The organism is Paenibacillus sp. FSL E2-0177, assembly GCF_037992975.1.
Classification (GTDB): Bacteria; Bacillota; Bacilli; order Paenibacillales; family Paenibacillaceae; genus Paenibacillus_AQ; species Paenibacillus_AQ odorifer.
Genome location: NZ_CP150307.1, coordinates 6,371,952 through 6,390,480, shown reverse-complemented (window position 1 = coordinate 6,390,480; position 18,529 = coordinate 6,371,952). Strand labels below are relative to the sequence as shown.

Here is an 18,529-nt window from a genome sequence, read left to right as displayed (position 1 = left end):
TTCCTTTCAGGGTAGCAGATATAAATATGTTGAGCATGATTTCTCGCTAGTCTCAGACTCCATTGTGAAATTTTTTTCTAATCAACGAATATCCCTATTTTCATAGAAAAAATGGATTTCGTATATATTCTAGGTAGGATATAGACAAGTGGTAATTGTTATGCTCTATTCTTTTTTGACGAAATTCCAAGAATACAGGACAGGTGAAAATTTCTTATCAAATAATCGGCCATAGAAAAATAACCCAAACAATGTTATTTCAATTCTTACTAATCTCCCATAACCCTAACTAATTATGTCATTGTTTTCCTTTGGATGGAGTGCTATGCTCTGTTTAATAAATACCATTAGTTAGGAGAATCGACTGTTTGAATATTCTTGAATGCGAACGAGCTTGGTTTACAGTAGATGATGTAGATAAAAAATCTAATAATTCCTTGTGTGAATTTTACCAACCCTGGAGTAACCTCAAAACAGAAAAATCCTTTTCTATAGAAGAGCTGGTTCCCTACGAGATTTTAGTTGAAGTATTACATTCAGAATTGGCGAAAGTAATGGAATTTCTCTTATTGCCCTTTGTCTTTTTCTTAACAGATCAAGCCGGCAATATTATTAATATTGTCAGTCCATTCGAAACGTTTCAGGAGAAAGTAGATCATTATGGAATTAGGAGTGGAACTAATCTTTCGAAGCAAATCTCTGGAGTGAATGCAGTTTCTTTAGCGATGGAGGTTGAGTCAATTGCAGTAGTGCGTGGAGAAGAGCATAGTATGCCAATGTTTAAAGAGTGGAATTGTGTATGCGCTCCTATAATGATAAATGATTGTATATGTGGATATATAGACATCTCATTTGAAGCCGAGAGGCAACTTGGTTTTTCGATTCTCTTTATTAAACAATTATCCGAAAAGATTGTGTTGAAGTTGAAGGAACGAAGCCCGAAGTTAATTGAGTACATATTTCAGGAGAAGTGTGATTTGTATCGATTATCCCCTAGAGAGAGAGAGGTAGCGTATCACTGGGCACTAAGAAAAGGGGCGCTGCAAATTTCCAACGACCTTAATGTGAAAGAGGGAACTGTGCGGAATATCGTTAAGAGTATTTACAGTAAGATGAATATCAGCGAGAGATGGGAATTGATTGAAAGATTGGCCATTGTGGTCCCAACTATTTAGGAACTGTTCTATATCCGTATCAGCCAGAGAACGTAGGGGAAGCGGGTAAGATTGAGCTCCGGCGCTTTAGATAAGCAAACGGCAAGCCTCCGGGTTAATGGGGCTTGCCGTTTTTTTGTTTTGTTACAAATCCTTATAATTATGGAGTTAACTTGTCTACACTAATCGGATAGGTCTGATCCAGCATCCATTTGCCTGCTTTGGATTTCTTCAGCGTTGTGACAGAGGTGGAGCGGTTATCCTGAAACTCAGGACCCTTAAGCTTGATGCTCGTCTGAACCATATATACGGCTGCGGTATCCTGGGTATAATGAATGATTTTGGCAGATTCCAGAGTGAACTTTAGATCATAGACTGTGAAAATTTGGCTGAAGAGCTGTTTGGTTTGTTCGAGAGCAGGGGACTCAGGATCAATAGTAGATAGCACACCTTGAATATTTTCTGCATTGGTATAGTCCAAGTTGCTCTTAAGCACAGCTAATATATCCGTTTCATCCGACTTCGTCACAGCTGGCTTAGCGTTCAGCAGTTTATCTGGGAGGATATATTGTACGCCTTTAATCTGCAGGTTGTTGATTTTCCAGTCTTCAGTGCTGGCAGTACGCGTTAAGCTATAAATATATTCAGTGGTATTGTCTAAGGTGAATGGACCGCTGAGGTGTGTAGTCGTTTCAACGGTGTGAACCGTAGCCTCTGTGGGTTGAAGGCTGATAACCTCTAATTGATCAAGTGAAATGGTCAGATCGTATTGCTCCATTTGGCTCTTAATCTGTGGCCCGATGACCACAAGAGGAGACTTGCTATCGATTAGGCTCATGAACCCTTCATAATTCTCAATGTTGGTATAGGTTACGTATTTTTCAAAAAAAGCATTAATTTCCTGCGGGTTTACCTGGTTAGTCTTGCCTGTAATGGTTACTGTCTTCGAGTGTGCATTCCAGGAGACTTCATTACCTGTAGCCTCCCCAACGAAGCGCAGCGGAATGTAAGTGGAATTATTGATGAGCTTAGGGGCAACAGAGAGTTGGGTTATTACACCATTGACGCTGGCCTGCTTGCTGCCTGGTCGCAGTGTAATCGTAAGCCCTTCCTTAGTACCTGTTATGGTACCTGTGGTTTGATTCCAATCGATTGAAAGTCCTAGTTTTTCAAAAACCGGGCGAAAAGGAACGACAATTGTACCATTATCATTGAAGGGAGCCTGTCCCTTCAGTGCGAGCTGTTGCTGATTGATCTGAATGGAGATTGGCTTCTCTGCGGCATGGACAGGCCAGGCGATAGCAGTAGAAAGAAGAGTTGCTGCGATTAGGCTAGATATGGTTTTCATCTTGTGATATCTCCTTTGGGTTATGAATGATAAATTAATGGTTATTAGAGGATAACTCCACTAAGAGCCAAAGTAACTTTTGCTTGGAATAAACCGTACTTTACTTTTTGCTTATCGAATTGCCGATTTAAGTTTAGTAAATCCAGCTTGTCCTGATCTGCCTGAGCCGCTGAGATTAACCCGCTATTTAGGAGAGTATCATTATCCTGGGAGACGCGTACGAGTTCCAATTGCTGCTCTTTTAGTTCTGAATATTCAAAATCAATTTCATTTGCTTCCGGCTTATAACTAGCCAGTTTTTCTTCGAGTTGTTGTTGTACTATATTTTTGTGTGCAATCTGGCTAGACCATAGGACTGAATAATAAGTGATGAGTTCAGCATCGGAAGCTTTAGCTGCGTCAAGATTATCTTTGGCGAGTGTGATACGTGCATCTTCTTCGCGTAAATCATAATTACTAGAGAGGCTAATTACTGTATTACAATTCACAGGCTCTGGTGTACTGGAAATGACATCATCTAGAAGGACTTCTGAATAGGATGATAATCCTAACTCAAGCTTAAATTGTTCTAACTGAGCTTCATAACTTCGAAGGTTACGTTCAAAAATAGATTTTTGTACTATGTTTTTACGATTAAAATCGTCCAAACTTCTCTTAGACAGAAGACCATGCTCATAGGACCGCAAGGTATCCTCAGACTGTTGAAACCAATATTGGCTTTCTTGTTTGTCATATTCAATCGTTTTTTTTAGAGAAGAGAGTTGATAATATTTCTGCACAGCATAGTAGCGGATGAGGGCTTCTGTTTTTTGAAGTCGTAACTGATTAATTACTTTATCTGTTTCTAATGTGCGTAACTGGTCATGAAATTCCTTAAGCTGCACTGTTTTAGTCTCTTGATTGTAACTGTTTTGGCTTTCATTCTGAGCGCTAACCCATTGATTCAGAGATGTGTTAATCATAATTTGAATGAGAATGGATTGATTGACCCCTGCCTGTTCTTCTTCACTTAAATCACCGTAACCAGGAATACTATTGATAAAAATATCAGGATTTACTGGCAGCAGCCCGCTGGTTGTGACTACATTTTTTTGCTCCAACTTTTTCTCTTCAGATGATACATATGAAAATTTGGAATCCGTTTCTGCAATATTCCATTGTGAGAGCTTGATATCTACATAGTTAGTTAATGCTAGCTGGATTGCTTCTTCCATGGAAAGCGATTTTATTGCGCTAGATACCTGCGTATTAGCATAAACTGTAATGGAATGCGGCAATAGGAGTAATAAGAAGGAGAGTATCAAGAGAGCTGATTTCTTTAACATTTAGCTGGCAACCTCACTATTCCTTTAAGTTGATTTTTTCAAGAACAAAATCAATGATCTTCTTGGAGTCGGTAATAACAGAGGCTTGCGCTATCATCCCTACACGAAGCTCTCCACGTTCACCTCTGCGATTAACAAGTGGGTCATTGGATATCGTTGCCTCCACCAGATAGTAGCTTAGACCGTCTTGCTGAACAATTGAATCTGTGCTGATAGATGTAATCGTACCTTTTTGGGAACCAAAATTTTGTTTAGGAAAGGCTGAAAAGCTGAAATCAACTTTATTGCCAATCGCTATTTTTCCTGCTTCAGCATTAGGTACAGCGATGCTCATTTTATATTTTGACTCGTTGCTAGGTATAATGGAGATCAAGGCTTCGCCGGATTGTACCATGTCCCCGATGCTGGTTTCTTTTAAAATATTAATGGTCCCGGAAATTGGTGCTATGAGCAGTCTTTTGTCTCGTTCAAGCTCAAGTCCCTTAACAGCCTCTTGCAGCGTAATTAAGGTTCTTTTATTTTCTTCTACTGCTGAATGAATCTGTACAATACGGTCAAGTTTCAGTTTTTTCAATGAGGTTGCTTCAGATGAACGGTTAAGCTTCTCTTGATTCAGTAGATCATTTTGCTGCTCAGTCAGCTGTTTCTTTTGCATTTCTAAAGTTTTTCGTTCTGAAACTGATGGATCGTGCCCATTTTTTAGCAAATCGAGGCTGACCTCTATTTCAACCAATTGCTGATTGTAATTGGTGATATTGCTTTCTGAGCTGAGCACGGCTTCGGTTTGGAATTGGTTGATTTGCAAATATGAACTTTCATATTGATGCTGTTCATCTGTAATCTGGGATTGAGGCACAAGGCGGTCCCCCAAGCTGAGCGAACGATTGTAGATTTCTTTTTTCTCAGCAGATTGTTTAGACAGTTGGACATATTTAATTTGGTATGTATTATATTGTTCCGTCCGTTTGGTATCTTCAATTGGAAGAAGATTTTGATTCTCTTTGATGGATTGCACAAGCAATTTCTCGTTTGCAATTTCAACATTTAGCAGTTTCTTTTTTCGTTCCAATTCAATTTTATTCTGAAGAGATTTATCCGAACTAGATTCGGCACTAAAGGTAGCAGAATCTTGCAAGCCTATATTCTCGTGAATGGCAGCTGTAAGCTGATCCTGGGTTCCTTGAAAGGTCTGCTGCTGCTGGCTGTATTCAAGGAGAAATTGTTCTACCATGTCATAATAGTAACCCTCATCTGCACGTTCAGAAGAAAACTGATTATCTAAATTGCTAATGCTTTGTTTATACAGCCCGAGATAGTGCAGTTTCTTAGTGAGCTTATTGATTTCTGAATTACGATTTGATAATTCTATATCAAGTTCTTTATGCTCAAAGGAAATTAACTGCTCGCCCTGCTTAATTTGCATCCCTTCATGGACATATACCTGTTCCACTTTTCCCATAGATGAAGTCTGAATGGTACTGACTTTTTCATTGGGTCTAACTACAGCAGAGGCTTTGGCAACTTCATCGATCTGGCCAAAATAGGACCAGACTAACGCAGCCCCCAATAGAATGAATAAGATAAGTATGAAAATGGAAATCACAGGACTGGTCTTGGATTCCATGATTTCTCTGCTATCTGTCATTTCTGATAAGTTATGTATTTGTGCGCTCATACAAGAGACACCTCGCCTACTCCTGCGGCATATTGATGGTTATGTTCTTGTTTTTGTTCAACTCCAGGGAGTTGATCTTTCCACAATTCATAGTACTTTTCACGGTAATCCAGAAGCTCCTGATGAGTTCCATGCTCAATAATCCGTCCTTGATCCATGACATAAATCCGATCACAACGCATGATTGTACTCAACCGGTGAGCGATAATAATCGTAGTCATGTCTTCAAAAGCATTAATCGTCTCCGATACAGCCTTCTCCGTTGTAGAATCCAGATTACTAGTGGCTTCATCCATTATAAGAATATCGGGCTGTTTAAGAACTGCCCTGGCGATAGCTAGTCGCTGCTTCTGTCCCCCGGAAAGGTTAGTAGCATTTTCTTCTAACAAAGTGTTGTAGCGGAGTGGAAGCTGATTAATGAATTCGTGTGCCTGTGCGGTCTGGCAGGCCGAAACAATTTGTTCCAGATCCGTATCCTGATTGACACCCAGACATAAATTTTCCCGGATTGTTCCGCTAAAAAAGAAAGTATCCTGTGATATATATGCGATTCGCTGTCTCAAGCTATCTAAATGAATATCTTTAATATTGTAGTTGTTAATTAAGATATCGCCTTTTTCATGTTGGTAAAATTGCATGATCAATTTGATCAGGGTGGTTTTACCCGAGCCGCTCTCACCGACAAAGGCGACTTTCTCGCCCTGTCTAAGTCTCAAATCAATATCATGAAGTACAAGGGAACGTGTACCATATCTGAAGCTGACACGATCAAATCTAATATCACCTTTTAATGAAGCAGGTTGAATCTTCTTGTCCTCATCCTCAAGCTTCTCCGCTTCTAAGTCGAGTATTTCCCCCAATCGGTCCGCCGCTACAACAGCTGTTTGCAGGGTAGGCTGGAGATTGATGAGATTTTGAATAGGTTCAAGGAAGTAAGCAAGTAATGAGTTATAAGTGATAAGTTGACCCATGGTCATATTTCCTTTTATTACTTGATTACCACCTACCCAGAGGATTGCTACACCTCCAAGCAACTGAACCACACCTTTTAGCGAGCCTTGTATATTATTGAAAATACCAAAGCTGAACACGGATTTCAGAAACGTGATGAATTTCTGTTCCGTCTCAAAGCCAACTTTAGACTCCGCATGGTAGGCTTTGACCGTCTCGATACCGTCTATGGATTCAACGATGTAGGAGGTAAGTTGGGCGTTTTTCTCCATTTGTTCACGGTTTAACCGGTCGAATGGCTTGTGGAATCCCCACACTAATGCTAGATATAAAGGAACCAGCAGCACAGTTACACCAAATAAAAGGGCACTTTGCGAATAAAGAATGATCCCCCCAGCAATAACCATGATAATATCGATCATGATGGTTAGGGTTGCGCTGGAGATGGCATCCCGTACCTTAGAGGCATCCATAAGTCTTGAGATGATTTCCCCCGTCTTGCGAGTACCAAAAAAGTTCATGGGTAGCTTCAACACATGATGGTAATAGCCGAGAATTAGCGAAATATCAAGCTTTTGGCTCAATGTTAGTAGAATGTGACTACGAAAAGCGTTCAATAAAACTTTGAATAGATATAGAATGATTACTCCAATGGATACTATATTCAGAGTCTTCTTTAAGCCAAACGGAAGAATCTCATCTAGCAGAAATTGAAAATAAAAGGCTGATAATATACCTAATATTGTATAGAGCATGGATGTCAAAAAAATTCCTAGTAGCATTCTTCTCTGAGGAATAAGTAAACCAAAAAAACGAGTGAATAAACCCTTGGACTCACCGCCCTTTTTGAACTGAGGGGTAGGAACCATTAATATGAGAACACCGGTCCAGATTTTAAAGAAGTCTTCTGGTGTATATTTAACAATGCCCTTCGCAGGATCCGAAACGACAACTGTTTTTTTTGTGATTTTATGAATAACAACGTAATGCAATAAAGTTTGGTCTATGACCACATGAGCAATAGCCGGAAGGGGGAAATCTTCGAAGAATGCCTCGTGAGTCCCTTTTACAGCCTTGGCAGTGAATCCTAATTTTTCAGCAGCTTTAACAAGGCCATAGGCGCTGGTACCCATTTTATCGGTTCCCGACATCTCGCGAATTTTAGTTATAGGATAGTTGAGACCATAGTTTTTACTTATAGTGGCGAGACAGGCAGCTCCGCAGTCTTTAATATCTTGTTGTTTGACACATTGGTATTTAGTGAATGCCATATAATCCTCCGAAAAGCAATTATTAAATGATGATTTTATATTGTGACCTGTGCTATACAATGAATCATTTATCTTTGTTGCTCATGTAAAATGCAATGAAAAATCCGATCAGGCCTAACGCCACTAATCCTACGCTTAATAAAATATCTCCAGATCTATTGTCACTTCGAATAATACCTTTTGAAGTTAACATATCTAATATGACTAAAGAAAAATAGATGAAAGCATAAATAAAAACTGCTATAAATGTCTTGTTTTTATTTTTCTTATATATATATATACCTGTTAGAAAAATTAAGAAATTCATTATAAACCATTGGGATGGGAGGATTATATTAGGTCTTACAATTAATAAGAATGATATTACTAGCCCTAAAGTAATGTCTATTCTAATTAGATACGATATTAATTTATCTATTTTCAAAAAAATCACTCGCAATCTATTTATGATTATTCTCTTCTTTTATAGAAGAAAAGATGGAGACATATCCATCTGAAGATGAATGTCTCCATCAAAATTTAGAATGAAGTACCCACTAAATATCCGGCAGCCACTGTACCACTTATGTAGACAACTGCGGCTGTGGCTGTTACTGGTGCGGCAGCAACAGCAGACATGATTGTAACCATACCTAACACTCCTGCACCTACCTTGGCCCAATCAACGCCACCATCAATATTGATACTATCTTCAAGTGTAAGTTCTGAAAAACTAGGGGCATATGAAAGCATTTAATTCCTCACTCCTTATAACAGATATTTAATGTTTTAGTCCGCTACCAGTAAGATATCCAGATACTATTGATCCACCCACTGCCATAATCGCAGTAGGAATCGTTACTGGTGCTGTGGTAACAGCGGCTACCACGGTTACCATTCCCAAGACTCCATAAGCAACATTATCCCAATTTATACCTCCGGAAATCTCCATCGTTTCAATGTTGGACAATGTTGAAAATTGACTATTAAGACTCAGTTCCATTCTATTCACCTCCTTTCGAGATAGACGAGTTTTGACTAGTTAAAGAAGACTAGGATTGATGCCAATACAAATATCTATTTTTATATTTTCACTAGTACCTTCAGATAAGTTTATATTATATGCGGATGTTATTTGATGTAGATTGTTTTGAGAGATATATTTGACTAAAAATTCATAAGCAGAATTGATGCCATTCATTTTACCTTCATACATCAAGCAAATTGCATTTATTAACTTGAATTCTTTCTTATATATAAAAGGGGGATTTTTTTTAATTTCTCCTTTTACTGGTACCATAATCTCAAAATCCACCATCTCTATGCCATTATTTCGGGATACAGAATGAGTAGAAGTGATTAAAGGACCGTTCTTTTGGAGGTTATAGTTGTTTAGTGAAAGGATAAATTCGTTTAGTTTATGATGTAAACAACTGGAAGGAATAGTGTTGCGATATGAGACTAAATTAAAATACTGGAATGTTTGTTTTTCATTAATTTTATACAATTCCACTGTGTTATCTCCTTAGAGGTTTCTTTTTTCTATGACTTAAGGCACATTGAATAGAAGAGAGTGTAAGGATAATTATTAATAATAAATGGGGCATCTAGCGGTTATTTAAGTTCTACAAATGTAATTATGGTCTTTATAACAAAGTTTGAAAATATCCCCCATTGGATATTTACTAATATGAATAAATATGTTAATAGTTGGTTGAATCTTCAATATTTAAATATATAATGGTATCATTTTACATTATAAATGATGGAAATCAGGAGGAGTTGGAATTGACAGTAACATACGATCAGACAAAACTTTGGTGTTCAGCTGAAGATCTAAAAAAGGAACAAATGGATTCTATCTCTTCATTGGGTAAAGTCAAAAGTTCAAAGGCCCCACAAAGAACGAGTGCGCACTCTTTTGAGGAGATTGGCCAGGAATCTATTTATCACGAGGCAATGATTCTTTCCCTACATAACGAGATGATTAAAATTAGTAAGTATATATCGGTAGATTTTGCGGCTTTTCTAACAGATGATATGGGGGGAATTCTCGATCTGTATTTCTCTTCAGTACATATAAAAGAAGAATTTGATAAGGCAGGAATAAGAGTTGGGAAGAGTTTTGCCAAACAGGATTTCGGGCTAAATGGTGTTTCACTTTCTATGGAAATGAATTCTATTGGAGTAGTTAAAGGGAGCGAACATACGAATTCTATATTTTCTAATTGGAACTGTGTATGTTCTCCTCTCTACTCAGATGGTGTTATAAGAGGCTATGTAGATATTTCTTTCTACAAAGGACTGCAAATCGAATTTGCTATTCCATTTATGCAACAGATAGCTGAAAACGTTACCGAGAAATGGATGTGGAGTAACCCTGAGATGCAGTTACTTAAACTAGAGTTTAGTTTTGAACAATTCAACTTGACTGCCCGAGAAAAAGAGGTGGCTCAAATGTGGTTATGTGAAAAAAGTGCATTGCGTATTTCTAACGAGTTGGGAATTAGTGAAGGTACAGTTAGAAATGTAGTGAAGAGCATATATAACAAAATGAATGTAACTGACCGTTGGCAGTTCACTAAGAAACTTTCATTTAATCCCGTACATAATCCAGAACTTCTGTATGTAAAATAGCATTTTTTAATATGAGAAAAGGAGACCACGTGTTAAGTGGTCTCCTTTATTTAGTGCGCCCAGCCGATAGTTATGGATTTCGTCCGAAAAGACAAGGGCATGATGCGGTAAGGAAAGCCAGAGCATTCATGAAAGAGGGATATCGATTCGTAGTCGATCTAGACTTGGAGAAATTCTTTGATCGCGTCAACCATGACCGACTGATGATGAAGATTTCGGCTAAAGTGAAGGACAAGAAAGTTCTCCTGCTGATTCGTAAATATCCTCAGTCAGGTGTGATGGAGAACGGGCTAGTAAATACGACAACAGAAGGGACACCGCAAGGTGGTCCACTCAGTCCGTTGTTATCTAACATCGTTTTGGACGAGCTCGACAAGGAACTCGAGAAAAGTGGACACCGCTTCGTCCGTTATGCGGACGACTGTAACATCTATGTGAAAACACTAAGAGCAGGAGAGCGAGTGAAGGCATCCGTCACCAGATTCATTGAGACAAGACTAAAACTAAAGGTGAACCAAGCGAAGAGTGCGGTGGACCGCCCATGGAGACGGAAATTTCTTGGGTTTTGCTTTAGTAGCGATAAAGAGCCCAAGGTGAGGATAGCAAAACAGTCCTTGCAGAAAGCGAAGGCTCGAATTCGGGAGATAACGTCCCGGAAGAAAGCGATGCGAACGGAAGAGCGAATCCAGGAGCTCAATCGATACTTGATGGGATGGCACGGATATTTCTCGCTGGCGGATACGCCAAGTGCCTTTAAAGCGATGGATATGTGGATTCGAAGGAGATTGCGAATGTGTCTCTGGAAGCAATGGAAGAGCCCGAGAACCAAAGTCAAAAGGCTTATATCCTTAGGCGTGCCTAAGGATATAAGCCTTTTGAGTGGGGAAATACTCGGAAAGGGTATTGGCGAATTGCAGGGAGTCCAATTCTGCAACGTGCATTGAATAACCAATATTGGGAATCCAATGGATTAAAGAGTGTATTGGACAGATACAACTCCTTACGGAATACCGCCGTATACCGAACGGTACGTACGGTGGTGTGAGAGGCCGGGGGCTCGCCGCCCCCTCCTACTCGATTTATTATTGAAATATTAACCGCAAGAACAATTCAAAACCGGCTTACGCGCAGCCTGTGTCTCATCCAAACGGCTAATCTCTGTGGTATGCGGTGCGTTGATTACGATTTCCGGTGTCTCCTGCGCTTCTTTAACGATCTGAATCATCGTATCGATGAAGCCGTCTAGCGTTTCTTTACTTTCGGTTTCCGTCGGCTCGATCATCATGCATTCCTCAACGGTCAGAGGGAAGTACACGGTTGGCGGGTGGTAGCCGAAGTCGAGCAATCGTTTAGCAACGTCTAAGGTGCGCACGCCATATTGCTTGAGGTTTTTGCCGGACATAACGAATTCATGCTTACATACACCCGGATATGGGATTTCAAAATACGGCGCCAGACGGTGCATCATATAGTTCGCATTCAGCACGGCATTTTCGGATACCTCACGTAGTCCGTCTGGACCATAGGTGCGAATGTAGGCATAGGCACGAACCAGAATACCAAAGTTTCCGTAAAAAGCTTTCACGCGTCCAATGGATTCGGGTCCGCCGAAGTCGAGTGAGAAGCTGCTATCTTCACTCTTCACCACAGTAGGTTGTGGTAGGAATGGAATCAAGATGGATTTTACGCCGACTGGTCCGGCCCCAGGGCCGCCACCGCCATGTGGGGTGCTCATTGTCTTATGCAAGTTCAGATGCACAACGTCAAAGCCCATGTCGCCAGGGCGGGTAATGCCCATAATGGCATTGGAGTTGGCTCCATCGTAATAGAGTAAGCCCCCTGCTTCATGCACGATCTCAGCAATCTCGACAATTTGGGTCTCGAACAAGCCGAGTGTGCTTGGGTTAGTCAGCATCAGTGCGGCTGTGTCGCTACCGACGGCTGCCTTCAGTGCTTCAAGATCGACCATTCCTTTATCTGTGGAAGGGATCGTGATCGTTTCAAGTCCTGCTGCTGAGGCACTAGCAGGATTGGTTCCGTGCGAGGAATCCGGCACGATAACCTTAGTACGCGTCTCGCCGCGACTTTCATGGTAGGCGCGGATCATCATGAGGCCGGTCCATTCACCATGAGCACCTGCGGCAGGCTGTAAGGATACAGCATCCATGCCCGTCAGCGCGGACAGATCATTTTGCAGGGTATACATTAATTCCAGTGCGCCTTGAATACTTTCTTCCGGTTGGTAGGGATGAATTTTGGCGAAGCCGGAGAAGCGGGCAACATCTTCGTTAATCTTCGGATTGTATTTCATCGTGCATGAACCGAGTGGATAGAAGCCATTGTCTACACCAAAGTTACGACGTGAAAGAGAAGTGTAGTGGCGAATGACATCCACTTCCGATACTTCTGGAAGTACGACGGGTTCGCTACGGAGTAAACCTGATGGAATCAGGGACTCCAAGGTTTCTTCCTGTGGTACATCGCATAGTGGCAAGGAGTAGGCCGAGCGGCCCGGACGGCTTAATTCAAAAATTAGACTTTGCTCCGGTTTCATAAACAGCCCTCCAGTGCGCTAGCGAATTGGTCGATTTCGGTTTTGCTTCTTTTTTCCGTTACGGCAACCAGCATATGTCCAGCAAGTTCAGGATAATCACGACCCAGATCATAACCGCCGAGATAACCGTCCTTCAGCAGCTTAGAATTAATAGCGGTCACGCTGCTGCCTTCAGGAAGCTTCACAACAAATTCGTTAAAGAATGGGGAGGAGAAGGCAAGTTCAGCACCTGTTAGTCCGCTAAGTTTATTAGCAGCGTAATGGCTTTTGCGAATGTTTAGCTCGCCTACTTCACGCATGCCTTCTTTGCCCATAACGGACAAGTAGACGGATGCGCAGAGAGCCAGCAGTGCCTGATTGGAGCAGATATTCGATGTCGCTTTTTCACGACGAATATGCTGTTCACGCGCTTGAAGTGTAAGAACGAAGCCACGTTTACCGTTACGGTCTACCGTTTGGCCAACGATCCGGCCTGGCATGCGGCGCATCAGGTGATCAGCTACGGCAAAGAATCCGCAAGTTGGACCCCCGAGAGAAGCTGGAATACCGAGTGGCTGAGCATCACCGACTACGATGTCGGCTCCAAGTTTGCCCGGAGTTTCAAGTACACCAAGAGCTATTGGGTTGGCGCTGACTACAAGAAGACCTTTAACCGCGTGAATCAGCGGCTCAACCGAGCGAAGATCCTCAATGCTACCGAAGAAGTTAGGCGATTGCACCAGTACTGCGGCAGTATCACCATCGATAGCTTCAGCAAGTTTAGCTTGATCGGTAACACCGTCTTTATAGTCAATCTCCACCACCTCCAGACCCCAAGCATTAGCCGAAGTACGTAGCACTTGGCGAGCCTCAGGATGAACGGTACGGGAGACGATTAATTTTTTGCGTTTGGTAGCACCAGCCGCGAGAACCGCTGCTTCGGATAAAGCTGTAGCGCCATCATACATACTGGCATTGGCAACTTTCATACCGGTTAGTTCGCAAATGTAGGATTGGAATTCGAAGATCGCTTGCAGCTCACCTTGGCTGATCTCCGGTTGATAAGGAGTGTAGGCAGTGTAGAATTCAGAACGGGAAATGACATGGTTGATGACCACAGGGATGTGATGATCGTATAATCCGGCGCCGAGGAAGCTGGCGTGAGAATCAAAGTCGGCATTTTGGTCAGCCAACCCTTTCATGTGGCGCAGCAGGGCGTATTCATCGAGTGGTTCAGACATCGGCATAGTGCCTTGGTAACGTACCGCTTCAGGAATATCGGAGAACAGCTCATCTATAGACTGAATCCCGACGGCCTCCATCATCTCTACGCGGTCCTGTTCTGTCATGGGCAGATAACGGTGCTTCATTAAGGTTTCACTCCTTGGCTTTTTTAAAATATAAGAAAGTACAATTTTCACGCTATACTTTATTCTTCTATTTCTCGCTTAAAAGCTCACCGTCCTTATATGGACGCTAAAGGCGTTTATACTTGTAAAAAGGGGCCTTAATCACTACAGCCTTAAGCTGCTTACCGCGTATCTCTACGTAAACCTCTGTGCCTATTTCACTGTAAGCAGCATCAATCAAAGCCAACCCCAGGTTACGTTTCAGCGTAGGGGACTGTGTTCCGGTTGTGACCTCACCAATCTTAACCCCATCTGCCCAAACAGGATAATGGGAGCGTGGAATGCCTCGATCAATCATTTCTAGGCCGACAAGGCGACGGGGAATCCCAGTTTCTTTTTGCTGTATTAGTGCATCGCGTCCGATAAAGTCTATTTTGTCCAGCTTCACGAAGAACTGTACTCCTGCTTCAAGCGGGGTGATGTCAGCGGATAGCTCCTGACCGTACAGTGGTAATTTTGCCTCAAAACGTAGGGTATCCCGTGCACCCAGTCCAGCAGGTGTTAATCCGTGGGGCGCGCCTGCTGCAAGCAGTCCGTTCCATAACGTTTCTGCACCTTCCAGCGGAGCGTAGATCTCGAAGCCATCTTCACCGGTATAACCCGTACGGGAGATAAGTACCTCTACACCGCAAACGGTAGCGCGTTCGATGAAATGGAAAGGCTTGAGTGCTGAAATAGGAGCATCAGTAACTTCCGCGAGAATGGTCTCTGCCAGAGGACCCTGCAAGGCGAGCAAAAGCGTCTCGTCAGAGACATTAGTGAGCGTGACTTCGCCGAATTCAGAGGTCAAATGCTCTTGCAGCCATTGGAAGTCTTTGTCGATGTTGGAGACATTAACGACGAGCATATAATGCCCTTCGCTTAGGCGATACACGAGTAGGTCGTCGACAACTCCGCCATTTGGATAACAGAGCAGCGTATATTGCGCCGCACCATCTGTAAGGCGGCTGACATCATTGGTTGTCATTTTTTGCAAAAAGTCTTCTGCACCGCTCCCAATCACCATGAATTCACCCATATGCGAGACATCGAACAGCCCAGCCTGCTGGCGAACGGCTTCGTGCTCTTTCACGATACCTGTAAACTGTACTGGCAGCTCCCAGCCACCGAAGTCAATGCACCTGTACTCCGTATAAGCGGAATAGAGATCATAAAAAGGTGTTCTTCTCAAAGCATCCATGTCGTCACTCCCCTTGATCTGATTACATACGAAAAAAAGGACAGGCAGAAGCAATCATGCATAAATGCACAAATCGCTTTCTGCTCTGTCCTTTGTACCTGAGAGTTACCCTGCCGTAACTAGCTTGCAGGTTTCCCCGTTGGTGATCTGACGCATCTAGCCTTGCGTCTGATGCTCTCCAGAGATACGTCCGACAAAGGTCCTTTTGCCTGAGAGATTCACCCCTGTTAGGGCTTACTCCTTCGGCGCCGTCTTCAAGTGAGACAGTCTCTCCCTATGCCATCATCCGCAATTATATTTCTTCGAGAAACGGTTATTGTCTATAAAAAGACGACAACGTCATTTCTTCTTGTATGTCTCCATTAAACGGGTATAGTCGGGCGCTGTCAACAAGAAAACGTCGAAAAAATGACAAATTTAAATTTCCTGTTAGTAATATTGACATTGTGAGCCGGGATAACTTAGGCTATAACTAAATTTAGAACTCCAAATTGGAAATGAGGCGGCTTGAAATGAGTGAAGTATTAGACAACCTTCTTTACAGCGAAGAGCATGAATGGGCACAGCAAGTAGAAGGGCGAGTAGTACGTGTTGGGATTACGGACCATGCTCAGCATTTATTAGGCGACATCGTATTTGTTGAGGTTCCTGAGGTAGGATCGACCATTTCGGCCGGTGACAGCGTAGGCAGTATCGAATCCGTTAAGACGGTATCGGAGTTGTATTCGCCCGTCTCTGGGACGGTTACCAAGGTGAATGATGGATTAGAAGCTAGTCCGGAGCTTATCAATGATCAGCCGTATGGCGGGGGTTGGATTTTTGAGATTGAAGTTGATGGAGAGTATGCTGATGCTGTAAAAGGTCTGTTAGATGCAGCTGGTTATAGCGCGTTAGTTGCTGAATAATTGGAAATCGGGGACGGAAAATAGTCTGATCAAGTGTGATATTCTTAGCAGCAAGTTTCTGTGATTCGGGGACTTGCTGTTTGTGTTTCTTATGTGGATTGTGCGAGTATTCGTAAACCCAATCGAGTGGTTTGAGGGTCTAGTGGAGTATGGAATTAGGGAAAACCTCCCTCATTTTAGACGATTATAGCGTGAGAGTTAGGGTTTTAGGGAATTCCTCCCTATCATCTGGGTAAAACCACTATTTCAGACTAAAAAGAGTAATAATCAGGGAGAAATTCCCTCATTCCGCGATTGGATACGATAATAGGTGAATAATCAGGGAGGTTTTCCCTAATTAAATTGGATGAAGCCCCTTGTAAGCTCAATGTGGTAATTGCAAAGGCCCCTGCCGCCGAACTTAGCTCTGAGCGCAAGCAACTATATTTTATTCCACCTCTTGAAGCTGTCGAAGTACAATGATCTCTACGCGTCGATTTTTCTGTTTGCCTGCTACCGTAGTATTATCTGCTGTTGGTCGGGTATCGGCATAACCTGCATATTGAAAAGTGTCCGGGTTCAGTCCTTCATTATCTAAGAAAAAGCGCAGCACAGAAAGCGCACGAGCACCCGATAGCTCCCAATTGTCGTTATAACGTGAAGCTGATGACACTGGTGTATTATCCGTATGTCCTTCAATGCTGATCGTTGCCCCGATATCTTTAAATAAGCCAGACAACTGCTGAAGAGCAGGAAGGGCTGGGGACTTCACATCTGCTTTACCCACATCAAAAAGAAAACGGTCGCTGAGCGTGATTTCTATGCCCTGCGGTTTGTCGGCTACAAATATTTGTTCACCGAGATTATTCTCCTCCACATAGTGGGTGATCACACCCATTAACTCAGCAAGCTTCGCCTCTTGTTCTCGAAAAGCCAACTCCCGTGCTGAAGGTGTTTCATTCTCCGTTTGTTCATCAGAACCGTCATTTGGTTTTGCAGTTGCGTTCGCATTCCCATCTGTACTCTCTGGTTTGTTGTCAGGGGTCTTTCCAGCATCTAAAATACCATCCCCGCCTTCAAGAACAGTGCTGCTCGACTTGAAAGTCTGGGATAAAGAGCCGGTCACGATATTATATTTGTCAGTGTCCAGGCTGCTCATCGCATACAATATAACGAAAAATATAAGTAAAAGTGTAATTAGATCAGCGTAAGTAATCATCCAACGATCACGGCTTTCTCGATTCTCTTCCCGCCGTTTGCGCCGGTCTCTTTGTCTCATATAAAACCTCTTGCTTCTGCACGGTCATCTGTGGTGGTGTCTGAAATGAAGGAGTTCAGTTTTTTACGCACCAGCAGCGGATGATCCCCGTTCTGTAGAGAAAGAATGCCTACTAGCAGCATCTCCATGCTATGCAGCTCACTTTGGCTGCGGGATTTGATTTTGGAAGCAATGGGTAAAAATATTAGATTAGCGATGGCTACTCCGTACAGTGTTGCAGTGAACGCTACTGCGATAGAGGTACCTAGATTTGATGGGTCCGTAAGGTTGCCCAGTACCCTAATGAGTCCCATAACTGTACCGATGATCCCCATCGTTGGAGCATATCCGCCAGCGGCTTCAAAAATCTTGGCGTAGCTTTCATGCTTCAATTCTTTCGCATCCATTTCCAATTCCAAAATCTGTCTTACCTGCTCAGGGTCAGTGCCATCGACGATAAGCAACAGTCCTTCGCGTGTAAAAGGATCAGGATGCAGTTCCGCTTGTTTTTCGAGCATTAAAACGCCGCCGCGGCGGGCCACTGTGGCCATTGCGATAAGCTCTTCTGCTTTCTCTTCATCACGTTCAGGATTGCGGCCAAAAGCCATGCGCAGAGCGGCGGGAATGGAGCGTAGCTTAGCTGCCGGGAAGCTGATCATTACGGCAGCAATCGTACCTCCAAATACAATCAAAGCTGCATTAAGCTGCAGCAGTCCGGAAAGGCTTCCGCCTTCCCAGAGGTAGCCGCCGATTAGCGCAGCCAGTCCGGCCACTAGGCCGATTATTGCGGTAATATCCATGCTTCAAGCTCCTAACATTTCTGTGTATTATGGTTTGCATCGATCTAAGCAACACTGTATAATGAACGGGAACACATATTCTTATCTTCCATATTTTTTACTGTCGTATGGAGAGAGAAGATTCA

At 42.6% G+C, this 18,529-nt stretch carries 15 protein-coding genes, 1 pseudogene and 1 riboswitch; of the genes and pseudogenes, 4 read left to right on the top strand and 12 right to left on the bottom strand.

Translation table 11 applies throughout. The features are described 5' to 3' along the window. The first annotated feature begins 368 nt into the window (after positions 1–368). Positions 369–1,175 (top strand): helix-turn-helix transcriptional regulator, encoded by an 807-nt coding sequence (locus MHI25_RS28525; protein ID WP_076192459.1) that lies wholly within the window; start codon positions 369–371, stop codon positions 1,173–1,175. Positions 1,176–1,314: 139 nt separating this feature from the next. On the opposite strand, the gene MHI25_RS28520 is transcribed toward MHI25_RS28525, so the two are convergent. The 7 genes from MHI25_RS28520 to MHI25_RS28490 all read right to left on the bottom strand — a co-directional run bounded on the left by MHI25_RS28520 (position 1,315) and on the right by MHI25_RS28490 (position 9,216). After that, positions 1,315–2,502 (bottom strand): copper amine oxidase N-terminal domain-containing protein, encoded by a 1,188-nt coding sequence (locus tag MHI25_RS28520; RefSeq protein ID WP_340394685.1) that lies wholly within the window; start codon positions 2,500–2,502, stop codon positions 1,315–1,317. 44 nt (positions 2,503–2,546) lie between these two features. Beyond that, the gene (locus MHI25_RS28515) at positions 2,547–3,827 is read right to left on the bottom strand and encodes a hypothetical protein (protein WP_076303621.1); all 1,281 of its coding nucleotides are present in this window, start codon (positions 3,825–3,827) and stop codon (positions 2,547–2,549) included. Positions 3,828–3,843: 16 nt separating this feature from the next. Continuing rightward, the gene (locus MHI25_RS28510; RefSeq protein WP_340394684.1) at positions 3,844–5,502 is read right to left on the bottom strand and encodes an HlyD family efflux transporter periplasmic adaptor subunit; all 1,659 of its coding nucleotides are present in this window, start codon (positions 5,500–5,502) and stop codon (positions 3,844–3,846) included. Continuing rightward, positions 5,499–7,724 (bottom strand): peptidase domain-containing ABC transporter, encoded by a 2,226-nt coding sequence (locus MHI25_RS28505; RefSeq protein WP_076123804.1) that lies wholly within the window; start codon positions 7,722–7,724, stop codon positions 5,499–5,501. The genes MHI25_RS28510 and MHI25_RS28505 overlap by 4 nt, the downstream gene beginning before the upstream one ends. Positions 7,725–8,243: 519 nt before the next feature. Next, positions 8,244–8,456, bottom strand: coding sequence for a hypothetical protein (locus MHI25_RS28500; RefSeq protein WP_076123801.1), 213 nt, complete (start codon positions 8,454–8,456; stop codon positions 8,244–8,246). A 28-nt stretch (positions 8,457–8,484) separates the two neighbouring features. Then, complete coding sequence (locus MHI25_RS28495; RefSeq protein WP_076123799.1) at positions 8,485–8,706, bottom strand: hypothetical protein; 222 nt, start codon at positions 8,704–8,706, stop codon at positions 8,485–8,487. A 39-nt stretch (positions 8,707–8,745) separates the two neighbouring features. Next, on the bottom strand, positions 8,746–9,216 hold the full coding sequence (locus MHI25_RS28490; protein WP_340394683.1) for a hypothetical protein: 471 nt from the start codon (positions 9,214–9,216) through the stop codon (positions 8,746–8,748). A gap of 275 nt (positions 9,217–9,491) precedes the next feature. Between MHI25_RS28490 and MHI25_RS28485 the strand changes: the two genes are divergently transcribed. Both MHI25_RS28485 and MHI25_RS28480 read left to right on the top strand, forming a co-directional pair. Further along, positions 9,492–10,340 carry a LuxR C-terminal-related transcriptional regulator gene (locus tag MHI25_RS28485; RefSeq protein WP_340394682.1) on the top strand — a complete coding sequence of 283 codons (849 nt, stop codon included), beginning with the start codon at positions 9,492–9,494 and terminating at the stop codon, positions 10,338–10,340. A gap of 68 nt (positions 10,341–10,408) precedes the next feature. Then, positions 10,409–11,385: pseudogene (locus MHI25_RS28480) on the top strand (reverse transcriptase domain-containing protein); the annotation flags it as partial. Between the two features lie 48 nt (positions 11,386–11,433). On the opposite strand, the gene gcvPB reads toward MHI25_RS28480, so the two are convergent. The 3 genes from gcvPB to gcvT all read right to left on the bottom strand — a co-directional run bounded on the left by gcvPB (position 11,434) and on the right by gcvT (position 15,462). Further along, positions 11,434–12,894 carry an aminomethyl-transferring glycine dehydrogenase subunit GcvPB gene (gcvPB, locus tag MHI25_RS28475; protein WP_076182165.1) on the bottom strand — a complete coding sequence of 487 codons (1,461 nt, stop codon included), beginning with the start codon at positions 12,892–12,894 and terminating at the stop codon, positions 11,434–11,436. Next, a complete protein-coding gene (gene gcvPA / locus MHI25_RS28470; protein WP_076307504.1) occupies positions 12,891–14,243 on the bottom strand; it encodes an aminomethyl-transferring glycine dehydrogenase subunit GcvPA in 1,353 nt (450 codons plus the stop codon). Before gcvPA ends, gcvPB begins: the two co-directional genes overlap by 4 nt. A gap of 106 nt (positions 14,244–14,349) precedes the next feature. Further along, complete coding sequence (gene gcvT, locus MHI25_RS28465) at positions 14,350–15,462, bottom strand: glycine cleavage system aminomethyltransferase GcvT (protein WP_340394681.1); 1,113 nt, start codon at positions 15,460–15,462, stop codon at positions 14,350–14,352. Positions 15,463–15,649: 187 nt separating this feature from the next. Continuing rightward, positions 15,650–15,748: riboswitch (glycine riboswitch) on the bottom strand. A gap of 226 nt (positions 15,749–15,974) precedes the next feature. Between gcvT and gcvH the strand changes: the two genes are divergently transcribed. Continuing rightward, a complete protein-coding gene (gene gcvH / locus MHI25_RS28460; protein WP_340394680.1) occupies positions 15,975–16,367 on the top strand; it encodes a glycine cleavage system protein GcvH in 393 nt (130 codons plus the stop codon). Between the two features lie 427 nt (positions 16,368–16,794). Here the strand turns inward: gcvH and MHI25_RS28455 are convergent, their stop codons facing one another. Continuing rightward, a complete protein-coding gene (locus MHI25_RS28455) occupies positions 16,795–17,625 on the bottom strand; it encodes a flagellar motor protein MotB (protein WP_340394679.1) in 831 nt (276 codons plus the stop codon). Beyond that, positions 17,622–18,404 (bottom strand): flagellar motor protein, encoded by a 783-nt coding sequence (locus tag MHI25_RS28450; RefSeq protein ID WP_076123782.1) that lies wholly within the window; start codon positions 18,402–18,404, stop codon positions 17,622–17,624. The genes MHI25_RS28455 and MHI25_RS28450 overlap by 4 nt, the downstream gene beginning before the upstream one ends. Positions 18,405–18,529: the final 125 nt, after the last annotated feature.